Genomic DNA, 10734 nt, shown 5'->3' with positions numbered 1-10734 from the left:
AGTGGGGGAGATGTCCGGCAGGACAGAGGGGCGCGCTGTCCCTCCAACGTCTCCTTTGAAACGAGCATCCTCAATTCCCCTCGAACACTGGCTTTCGCTTGTCGACGAAAGCCCGATACGCCCGCTCGAAATCGTGCGTCTGCATGCAGATCGCCTGCGCCTGCGCTTCCGCTTCGATCGCCTGGTCGAGACCCATCGACCATTCCTGGTTCAACTGCGTCTTGGTGATGCCATGGGCGAAGGTTGGGCCCGAGACGATGCGGGCCGCCATGTCGAGTGCGTCGGCTTCCAGCGCGGCGGCATCGACGAGCCTGTTGTAGAACCCCCAGCGCTCGCCTTCGGCGGCCGTCATGGTGCGGCCGGTGTAGAGCAGTTCGGCGGCACGGCCTTGGCCGATGATGCGCGGCAGGATAGCGCAGGCGCCCATGTCGCAACCGGCAAGGCCGACACGGGTGAACAGGAACGCGGTCTTGGCTTCCGGCGTGGCGATGCGGATGTCGGAGCTCATGGCGATGATGGCGCCGGCGCCGACCGCCACGCCATCGACCGCCGCGATGATCGGCTTGCCGCAATTCAGCATCGCCTTGACAAAATCGCCGGTCATGCGGGTGAAGGCGAGCAGTTCCTTCATGTCCATCCTGACCAGCGGGCCGATAATGTCGTGGACGTCGCCGCCCGAGCAGAAATTGCCGCCATTGGGCAGGAACACCACGGCGTCGACGTCGTCGGCGTAGACGAGGTCGCGGAACGTGTCGCGAAATTCGGCATAGCTGTCGAAGGTCAGCGGATTCTTGCGCTCGGGACGGTCAAGCCTGACCTTCGCGATCCTGCCTTCGACCTGCCATAGGAAATGCTGCGGCTTGAGGCCTGCCATTTTGGTCATTCGCGTCCCTCCCAGTTGCTGCGGAACGAGGTCAGCATGCCTGTCAGCCGGCGTGCATCCTCTTCACTGACCTTGCCCAGCAATTCACCGATCCAACCCTCATGCGCCGCGGCGATGGTGGCGAAGGCCTTGGAGCCCTCCTCGGTCAGCCGCACCATCGAGGTGCGCCGGTCGCCATTGCGGCGGGCGCGGGTAACAAGTCCCTCCGACACGAGCCGATCGACGATGCCGGTGACATTGCCGTTGGACACCAGCAGGAAACGCGAAAGATCGCTCATCAGCATGCCTTCGGGCGCGCGATAGAGTGCCGCCATCACGTCGAAGCGGGGCAGCGTCGTATCGAACTCCTTCTTCAGCCGCTCGCGCAGCTCGGCCTCGATCGTGCGCGAGGCGCGCAGCAGCCTGATCCACAGCCGCAGCCGGTCCTTGCCGGGTCCCGATGGCGCGGGCAGGGGGCCGGCTACCATGTTTCGCCTCCTGAGATGGAAATGGTCTGTCCGGTGATCGATGCCGCCGCATCGTCGCACAACCACAACACCGAGGCGGCAATCTCCTGCGGCTGGATGAAGCGGCCTTGCGGGTTGGTCGAGACGAGGCTCGATCGTGCCTCGCCGGCCGAGCGGCCGGTCTTTTCGACAATGCGCTGGATGGACTCCTCCAACATCTCCGTTTCGACAAAGCCTGGGCAAACCGCGTTCACGGTGACGCCGGACTTCGCCGTCTCGGCGGCGAGCGCCCGCATCAAACCGACGACGCCATGCTTGGCGGCGACATAAGGCGCGACATAGGCGTAGCCTTTCAGCCCTGCCGTCGAAGCGATGAAGACGATCCGGCCCGCCTTGCGCGCGGCCATGCCGGCCAGCGCCGGTTTCACCGTCAGGAAGGCGCCGGTCAGGTTGACGTCGAGCGTTCGCTGCCAGTCGGCAAGCGTGGTGTTGTGCGCCGGCGTGCTGCCGGCCATGCCGGCATTGGCAACGACGATGTCGAAGGGCCCGCGCGCGGCTTCCGCTGTCTGGTAAAGCGATGCCATCGCCGCCGCATCGGTGACGTCGGCGGCGATGCCGAAGATGCGATCGTTTTCGCCGGCCACCTTGGCAAGTTCGGCTTCACGCCGGCCGCAGATGGTCACGTCGATGCCCGCACCCGCAAGCGCCAGCGCGATGGCCCGGCCAACGCCGGAGCCGCCACCGGTGACCAGCGCATGCTTGCCGGCGATCATGCGCCCGTCCTCGAAACATCGCGCTGCCCCTCACCCTTACCCTCTCCCCGTGAAGAACGGGGAGAGGGGGTCGCCAGCGCCGGAACTTGACCCTTCTCCCCGTTTTCCACGGGGAGAAGGTGCCGGCAGGCGGATGAGGGGCGGCGCCAACTCGGGAAGCGTGAAGCACTCATACTTTAAGCCCCGCGGCGGCATCGCGCTCGGCCAGACGATAGAGCTGGTCGCGTCCGGGCAGATAGGGATCCGGCCACTTCACGCCACGGTCGCCGAGCGTCACCGCCGCATGCAGTGTCCAGTAGGGATCGGCAAGATGCGGCCGGGCCAGCGCCACCAGGTCGGCGCGTCCGGCCATCAGGATCGAGTTGACATGGTCCGGTTCGTAGATGTTGCCGACCGCCATCGTCGCCATGCCGACCTCATTGCGGATGCGGTCGGAAAACGGCGTCTGGAACATGCGGCCGTAGACCGGCTTTGCCAACACCGAGGTCTGGCCGGCAGAGACGTCGCAGATGTCGACGCCGGCCTCGTGCAGCAGCCGCGCGATCTCGACGGCGTCGGCTGGCGTGACACCTTCGATGCCGACCCAGTCATTGGCCGAAATGCGCATCGAGATCGGCTTTTCCGCCGGCCATGCGGCGCGCACCGCATGGAAGATTTCGAGGGGATAGCGCATGCGGTTTTCCAGTGAACCGCCATATTCATCGGTGCGGCGGTTGGTGACCGGGGTGATGAAGGACGACAGGAGATAGCCATGCGCGGCGTGGATTTCGAGCATGTCGAAGCCGCAACGATGCGCCATCTCGGCGGAGGCCACGAACTGGTCGCGCACCCTGTCCATGTCGGCGCGGTCCATCGCCTTCGGCGCCTGATTCCCAGGTGACCACGCCACCGCCGAGGCCGCCATCACAGGCCAGTTGCCGGAGGTCAGCGGCACGTCGGTGCCTTCCCAGCCGACACGGGTCGAACCCTTGGCGCCGGAATGGCCGATCTGGGCGCAGATCTTCGCCTCTGTCTCGGTGTGGACGAAATCGACCAGCCGCTTCCACGCCACCTCATGCTCGGGCGCGTAGAAGCCGGGGCAGCCGGGTGTGATGCGCCCTTCGGGGCTGACGCAGGTCATCTCGATATAGACGAGGCCGGCGCCGCCCTTGGCCCGCTCGGCATAGTGGGTGAAGTGCCAGTCTGTCGGGCTGCCGTCGACGGCCCTATACTGCGCCATCGGCGAGACGACGACGCGGTTGTTGAGCCTGAGGTCGCGCAGCCTGAAGGGAGCGAACATCGGCGCGCGGCGCAGCCTGTTGGCGCCCGCGCCTGCCTGGCGCTGGAACCATTCCTCCGCGCCGCTCAGCCACTCGGCATCGCGCAGCCGCAGATTCTCGTGGCTGATGCGTTGCGAGCGGGTCAGCAGCGAATAGTTGAACTGCACCGGATCGAGGCCGAGATAGCGCTCGACCTCCTCAAACCATTCGAGCGAATTGCGCGCCGCCGACTGCAGCTTCAGCACTTCGGTGCGGCGGGCATCCTCATATTTGCGGAAAGCGGCATCGAGGTCCGGCTCGGTTTCGACATAGTCGGCCAGCGCCACCGCGCTTTCCAGCGCCAGCTTGGTGCCGGAGCCGATCGAGAAATGCGCCGATGCCGCCGCGTCGCCCATCAGCGCCAGGTTCTTGTAGGACCAGCGCTCGCACAGCACGCGCGGGAAATTGATCCAGGCCGAACCACGTATATGGTTGGCGTTGGTCATCAGCGCATGGCCGCCAAGGTGCTTTTCAAAGATGCGCTCGCAGACGGCGATGGACTCCTGCTGCGTCATCGAGCCGAAGCCGAAGGCAGCCCAGGTCGGTTCGCTGCACTCGACGATGAAGGTCGCGGTGTCGCTGTCGAACTGGTAGGCATGCGCCCATACCCAACCATGCTCGGTCTTCTCGAAGATAAAGGTGAAGGCGTCGTCGAATTTCTGGTTGGTGCCGAGCCAGACGAACTTGCATTTGCGGGTGTCGATATCGGGCTTGAAGATGTCGACGAAGGTGTTGCGTGCCTTGGAGTTCAGCCCGTCGGCGGCGACGACCAGATCATGCGTCTCCATATAGGGGCGGGGATCGCCGATATCGGTCTCGAACATCAGCTTGACGCCGAGCTCGCGAGCGCGGCGCTGCAGCAAGATCAACAGCCGCTTGCGGCCGATGCCGCAGAAACCGTGGCCTGACGAGACCGTGCGCACGCCGTCATGGATGACGGCGATATCATCCCAATAGGCGAAATGCTTCTTGATCCAGACGGCGCTGACCGGATCGTTCCTGGCGAGGTTGTCGAGCGTTTCGGCCGACAGCACCACGCCCCAGCCGAACGTATCGTCCGCGCGGTTGCGCTCGAACACGGTCACATCGTGCTCGGCATCCCGGAGCTTCATCGAAATGGCAAAGTAGAGGCCGGCTGGTCCGCCGCCGAGAACCGCAACTTTCATCCGTGCGATCTCCTCTTCGCTTTCTTGCTGGCACGAATATCGCGCTTGAGGCGAGATACTTCAAGCTTAAAATTTCATATCGAAATGATCAGACCCTGTGCGCCTCGATGCTTTCATTTCGGGGCCTTGGCCGTAGGGATGTCCAGCCAGTTCGCGTCGATTTCGGGCAGCGGAATGGCCGCAAGCAGATCGCGCGTGTAGGTTTCCCTGGGATTTTCGAACAGGGCATCGGTGGCACTGGCTTCGACGATCCTGCCTTCGCGCATGACGATCACCTGCCGGCACAGCCGCCGGATGACGGACAGGTCATGGCTGATGAAGGCGACCGTCAGGCCCATCTCCAGTGCCAATTTCTCCAGCAGGGTCAGGATCTGCTCCTGCGTCGACACGTCGAGGCCGGACACGATTTCGTCTGCCAGCACGAATTTCGGCGACAGCGCCAGCGCGCGCGCAATGCCGACGCGCTGACGCTGGCCGCCCGACAGCTCGTGACGGTAGCGGCTGGCGAAACCTTGCGGCAGACCGACCCGCTGCAGCGCCTCGGCGACGCGGCTCTTCAGATTATCGCCAAGGCCATTCTGCTTCAACGGAGCGGCGATGATGCTGGCAATGGTGTGGCGCGGGTTGAGCGAGGACATCGGATCCTGGAAGATCATCTGCAGGTTGCGGCGCAACGGTCGCAACTCCGCCTCCGGCAGATGGGTGATATCTCGGCCGTCGAAGCTGATGCTGCCGGCACCGGGCTCCAGCAGCCTGACCAGCGCCCGGCCGAGCGTCGACTTGCCGGAACCGGATTCGCCGACGATACCGGTCACCGATCCCCTGGGCAGGTCGAAATCCAGGCCTTTCAGGATCTCGGCCAAAGGCGCGCGGCCGATCAGCGGCTTGCGGGTCATGTCGGGCAGTGCCACCTTCAGCCCGCGCACGGAAAACAGCGGTTCAGCCATGCGGCTGCCTCCACACCTGGTCCGCCGCCGCGATCTCGGCGGCAAGCCCTGCCAGCACCGCCTCGTCCACCGGTTTCAGCGAAGCGAACGGGTCTGTGTAGCGCGGCGTCGCCGCCATCAGCGCACGTGTATAGGGGTGCTGCGGTGCCGCGAAGAGCGCAGCCGTCTCGGCTTCCTCGACCACTTTGCCGGCATAAAGCACCGACACCTTCTGGCTGATCTTGGCGACAACGCCGAGATCATGGGTGACGAACAGGATCGCCGTGCCGTGCTCGCGCTGCAACGCGGCGATCAGCCGCAAGATCTGCTTTTGCACAGTGACGTCGAGCGCGGTCGTCGGCTCATCGGCGACGATCAGCCGTGGCTCGGCGGCGAAGGCGGCGGCGATCAGCACGCGCTGGCGCATGCCGCCGGAAAGCTCGTGCGGATAGCTTTTCAGCACGCGTTCGGGGTCGCGGATCTGCACCTCGTCAAGCAATTGCCGGATGCGGCCGTTGGCCCTCTCGCCGCCCCAGCCGAGGATGCGCACCAGCCGGTCGGTCATCTGCGGGCCGATGCGGCGCGACGGATTGAGCGCCGTCAAAGGATCCTGAGGAATCAGGGCCGTGCGCGCGCCGATCAGCTTGCGCCGTGCCTTGGGCTGGAGCCTGCCGAGGTCTTCGCCCTCGAGCCTCATATCGCCTTCGACAATACGCACGCTCGACGGCAGGACGCCGAGCACCGCCTTGCCGATCATGGTCTTGCCGGCGCCGCTCTCGCCGACCAATGCACGCACCTCGCCGGGCTGCACGGCAAGCGACACCGAGCGCAACACGCGCTGGCCGTTCGGCAGCACCGCGCTAAGGTTGGCGATGTCGAGGCAGGCGCTCATCGCAGCACCGGATCGAACCGCGTCTTCAGCGCTTCGCCGAACTGGCTGAACGACAGCACGGTGACGATCAGCGTGATCAGCGGAAACACCAGCACCCACCAGGCCTGATGGATCGACAGCCTGCCCTCGGCGATGATGCCGCCCCAGGTCGGATCGTCGGTCGAGATCGACAAATTGACGAAGGACAGGATCGCTTCGACGATCACGGCAATGCCCATTTCCAGCGACAGCAGCGCGACGATCGACGGCAGGACGTTGGGCAGCACTTCACGCAGCATGATGCCGACGCGGCCATAGCCCGCGATGCGGGCGTTCTCGACATAATCCATGCGCGACTGGCCCATCGCCTCGGCGCGGATCACCCGGCAGAAGCGCGTCCAGTCGATGATGGCGATGGCGAGGATGACGGAACCGAGGCCTGTGCCCAGCACCGCGACCAGCAGGATGGCGAAGAGCACCGGCGGAAACGCCATCCAGACATCCACGATGCGCGAGATGACGCGGTCGGCCCAGCCACCGAAATAGCCCGCGATCAGCCCAAGCGTCGAGCCGACCAGACAGGCGGCGATCGCGGCGGCGAAGGCGACGATGAAGGCGATGCGGCCGCCGAAGATCAGCCGGGAGAGCAGGTCGCGGCCGAGGCTGTCGGTGCCCAGCCAATAGCCGGGCTCGGCGCCGTCGAGCCAGAAGGGCGGCAGCCGCTCCAGCATCAGGTCCTGCGCCAGCGGATCCTGCGGCGCGACCAATGGCGCGAAGATCGCGGCTAGCAGCGCCAGCAGCAGCCAACCGCCGGCGAGCCACAGCCTGGGGCTCAGTCTGCGTCTTGAGGCGCGTGCCTTATCCATGGCGCAGCCTCGGATTGAGCAGCGCGCACATCAAGTCGACGGCAAGGTTGATCAGCACGAAGAGCAGCGCGAAGACCAGCACGATGCCCTGGATCAGCGGCAGGTCGCGGTTGATGACGGCATCGATCGCCATGTTGCCGAGTCCCTCGTAGGAGAACAGCCGCTCAACAATGACGGTGCCGCCGATGAGGAAAGTGAATTGCACGCCGATTAAGGTCAGCGTCGGCAAAGCGGCGTTCTTCAGTGCCTCGCGCAGGATGACCTGCGTTTCCGAAAATCCCTTGACCCGTGCCAGCACGACATAGTCGAGGTCGAGCACTTCCTTCAGCGACTGTTTCAACAGTTGCGAGATGATCGCCGCCAGCGGCAGCGCCAGCGCAACCGCCGGCATCAGCATGTGTTTCAGGAGATCCCAGGTCAGGTCGAAGCGCAGCCGAAGCAGGCTCTCGAACAGGTAGAACTGGGTGACGAAGGGCAGGTCGAGCTGTGGCGACACGCGGCCGGAAATGTCGAAGATCGGCACCAGAACGCCGAACAGCAGGATCAGCACAAGGCCCCACAGGAAGTCGGGAATGGACAGCGCCGCGCCGCTGGCGATGTCGATGCCGGCCTCGACCGCCGTGCCGCGTTCGCGCGCGCCGAGGATCGCGGTCGTGCCGCCGAGCGCCACCGCCATGACAAGGGCGAGGATGGCCAACTCCAGCGTTGCCGGCAGCCGGTTGAAGACGAGACCGAGCACATCTTGCCTGAGCGAGATCGAGGTGCCGAAATCGCCCCTGACAACACCGGACAGCCAGATGAAGAACTGCTGCACGATCGTCTTGTCGAGCCCGTAGAGCGCGCGCAGCCGGGCGATGTCGGCATCGGTGGCGCCCGGCGGCAGCATCATCGCGATCGGGTCGCCGGGCGCGACACGGATCACGACGAACACGACGACGGCCACGCCGAACAGCGTGATCAGCATCGTTGCAAGACGGATCAGGAATCTTTGCAGGAGCATGTAAATCTTTGCAGGAGCCCGTGGCTCGTATTCCCGATGGAAAATGCGCGCCGTCATTGGTGACGGCGCGCGGTAATTCAGGGCTGATGTCAGGCCGGGGTCATCAGGGCCGGAAGCAGCGCGCCGGAAATATGCTGGACCACCTTGACGCCCTTGGCATGCACGATCGGCTGCGCGTACTGCATCAGCGGCAGCACATAGGCTTGCTCGGCGATGTACTTGTCGACCGCTTTCCAGCCGGCGATGCGCTTGGCCTCGTCCTTTTCGCCCCACAGCGGGTTGATCATGTCGATCAGATCCTGGCTGTCCCAAACCGAATGCGGGCTCGGGCCATACATGGCAAAGCCGGTCGACGTGGTCGGGTCGCCGATGGCGTTGCCCCAGTTGTAGAAGGCGGCCGGCGCCAGCTTGTCGGCGGCGCGCAGTTCGTAATGCTTGGCGATCTCGTAGACCTCGATCGTCGCCTCGATGCCGACCTTGCGCCACATGCCGACGATCGCCTGGATCATCTCATAGTCCTTGGGCTTGAAACCCTTGGTGGTCTGGATCGTGAACTTTACCGGCTTGTCCGGCGAATAACCGGAAGCGGCCAGCAGTTCCTTGGCCTTGTCCGGGTTGTGCTCGACCTTGATCGACGGATCGAAGGCTGCGTATTCTGGCGTTTCCAGTGTGGCGAGCGGCTGGCCGTAGCCGCGCAGCAGCCGCTTGACCAGAAGCTCCTTGTCCACCGCCATCACGGCCGCCTGGCGGACATTCTTGTCCAGCATCGCCTCGATGTCGTTGAAGAAGATCATGCCGATGTCGGAAACGTTCTTGATCGAGCCGGCGAGCCCGTCCTTGGCGATCAGCCGGTCGTATTCCTCATAGGGGATTTCGAGCGTCACCTGCGAAGAGCCGGACTCGACTTCGGCGACGCGGCTCGCCGCGTCGGTGACGAACTTGATCGTCACATTCTCGAAGGCCGGCTTTGTGCCCCAATAGTTCGGATTGGCCTTGAGCCGTAGGAAGGCGTTGCGTTCGAACTTGTCGACTACGTAAGGCCCGGTGCCGATCGGCGCCTTCTCGAAGCCTTCGGCGCCGACCTTCTCGTAATAGGCCTTCGGCATGATGTAGCCGGTGAGGAACGACATCCATTTGAAATACACCGGGTCGAACTGCACGACGTCGCCGGTGATCTTGTTGCCGTCGATCTTGAAGTTGTTGACGTTCTTCCAGACGAACTGGATCGGGTTGCCGGTCTTCTCATCGCCGGCGCGTTGCAGTGACCAGACGACGTCCTCGGGCGTGAAGGGCGAGCCGTCGTGCCATTTCACGCCCTCGCGCACCGTCATCATCACCTTGGTGCGGTCGTCGTTCCAGCCCCATTCGGTCAGCAGGCCGGGCGCGAAGGACAGGTCCGGTTTCTGCGGGATGAACTGGTCGAACACCGACTGGTAGAGGCCCTGGATCGTCGGATTGACGGCCGACGGCCCAGTGGTCGGATCCCAGGAGGGCAGGTTCACGTTGTAGGCGATGGTCAATTCGCCGGCGGCGGCTTTGGCGATGTTTGGCAGGCCGACGGCGGCCACACCGAGTGCCGCGGCACTGTATCCCAGCAATTCGCGTCTGTTGATTGTCATTATCGTTCCCCTTGTTGGTTATTGTCTTTGCGCGGCACTGTCCGTTCATTGATTCAGGCGTCGTGGGCAGCAGCGCTTGCCTCTCGCAGCCTTCGTGGAATCGTCGGTGCCTACCTCCCGCCAAGCTGTCGCGCGAGCATGAAGCCCGAGGCCGCGCCCGTGCCGGCGCCCGGCCACGTCGCGGCGCCCGTTAGATGCAGATTATTGACCGGCGTGTTCCAGCCGGCATAGCCGCGCGCCGGCCGGAACAGGAAGTTCTGCGCCAGATGATGGCTGCCGCAGACCTGGTCGCCGCCGACCAGGTTCGGGTTCTCGCGCTCGAGGTCGATGGGCGAGAACACCGCCCGGCCAAGGATCTTCTGGCGAAGTCCGGGCGCATAGGTCTCGATGATGTCGAGCACGCGGTCAGCATAGGCTTCCTTGACTTCATCCCAATGCGCGGCCGCGATCGTGGCCGAAGCATCACCCAGGATTTCGGCGGGCAGCATGCGCACCTGCACCCACAGCACATGCTTGCCCGCGGGCGCGCGCGACGGGTCGATCGCCGTCGGCTGGCCGACGCCCAGCACCGGTTCGTCCGGCAGCATGCCCGCGATCGCCTGCTGATAAGTGCGCGACATGGCGTCGAGCGAGGGCGACAGATGGACATAGGCAAACTGCCGAAGCTCCGCCCCGGCGCGCCAGTCGGGCAGGTCGTCGAGCGCCAGATGGATCATCATCGTGCCCGGCGCATGGCGGAACTTTTTCATCGCCGTATCGAAGCCGGCGTCCCCCGAACCGCCGGACAGCAACTTACCCGTCAGTGCCCTGGGCGCAACGCCCGCGATGACCGCCCTGGTCGCCGTATGGCTCTTACCGGAGGCCAGCCGCACGCCGGTGGTGCGGC

The 10734-nt window shown here is 64.6% G+C and carries 10 protein-coding genes; all 10 read right to left on the bottom strand.

Going from position 1 to position 10734, the window contains the following annotated elements; all coding sequences use genetic code 11:
* Positions 1-70: 70 nt before the first annotated feature.
* The gene (locus FJ934_RS27200) at positions 71-883 is read right to left on the bottom strand and encodes an enoyl-CoA hydratase family protein (protein WP_140613494.1); all 813 of its coding nucleotides are present in this window, start codon (positions 881-883) and stop codon (positions 71-73) included.
* Positions 880-1350, bottom strand: a complete 471-nt coding sequence (locus FJ934_RS27195) for a MarR family transcriptional regulator (RefSeq protein ID WP_140613493.1) — start codon at positions 1348-1350, stop codon at positions 880-882. Before FJ934_RS27195 ends, FJ934_RS27200 begins: the two co-directional genes overlap by 4 nt.
* A complete protein-coding gene (locus FJ934_RS27190) occupies positions 1344-2102 on the bottom strand; it encodes an SDR family NAD(P)-dependent oxidoreductase (protein ID WP_140613492.1) in 759 nt (252 codons plus the stop codon). The genes FJ934_RS27195 and FJ934_RS27190 overlap by 7 nt, the downstream gene beginning before the upstream one ends.
* Before the next feature lie 169 nt (positions 2103-2271).
* Positions 2272-4566, bottom strand: a complete 2295-nt coding sequence (locus FJ934_RS27185) for a bifunctional salicylyl-CoA 5-hydroxylase/oxidoreductase (protein WP_140613491.1) — start codon at positions 4564-4566, stop codon at positions 2272-2274.
* Between the two features lie 113 nt (positions 4567-4679).
* Complete coding sequence (locus tag FJ934_RS27180) at positions 4680-5513, bottom strand: ATP-binding cassette domain-containing protein (protein WP_140613490.1); 834 nt, start codon at positions 5511-5513, stop codon at positions 4680-4682.
* On the bottom strand, positions 5506-6384 hold the full coding sequence (locus FJ934_RS27175; RefSeq protein ID WP_140613489.1) for an ABC transporter ATP-binding protein: 879 nt from the start codon (positions 6382-6384) through the stop codon (positions 5506-5508). The genes FJ934_RS27180 and FJ934_RS27175 overlap by 8 nt, the downstream gene beginning before the upstream one ends.
* Positions 6381-7229, bottom strand: coding sequence for an ABC transporter permease (locus FJ934_RS27170; RefSeq protein ID WP_140613488.1), 849 nt, complete (start codon positions 7227-7229; stop codon positions 6381-6383). The genes FJ934_RS27175 and FJ934_RS27170 overlap by 4 nt, the downstream gene beginning before the upstream one ends.
* Positions 7222-8229, bottom strand: coding sequence for an ABC transporter permease (locus FJ934_RS27165; RefSeq protein WP_140613487.1), 1008 nt, complete (start codon positions 8227-8229; stop codon positions 7222-7224). Before FJ934_RS27165 ends, FJ934_RS27170 begins: the two co-directional genes overlap by 8 nt.
* A gap of 89 nt (positions 8230-8318) precedes the next feature.
* A complete protein-coding gene (locus FJ934_RS27160; protein ID WP_140613486.1) occupies positions 8319-9848 on the bottom strand; it encodes an ABC transporter substrate-binding protein in 1530 nt (509 codons plus the stop codon).
* Between the two features lie 110 nt (positions 9849-9958).
* On the bottom strand, positions 9959-10734 hold a 776-nt coding region (locus FJ934_RS27155), incomplete at its 5' end, for an NAD(P)/FAD-dependent oxidoreductase (protein ID WP_140613485.1).

Source organism: Mesorhizobium sp. B2-4-12 (assembly GCF_006441575.1).
Classification (GTDB): domain Bacteria; phylum Pseudomonadota; class Alphaproteobacteria; order Rhizobiales; family Rhizobiaceae; genus Mesorhizobium.
The sequence above is the reverse complement of the archived record's forward strand: the minus strand, read 5'-3'. Positions and strand labels throughout refer to the sequence as shown.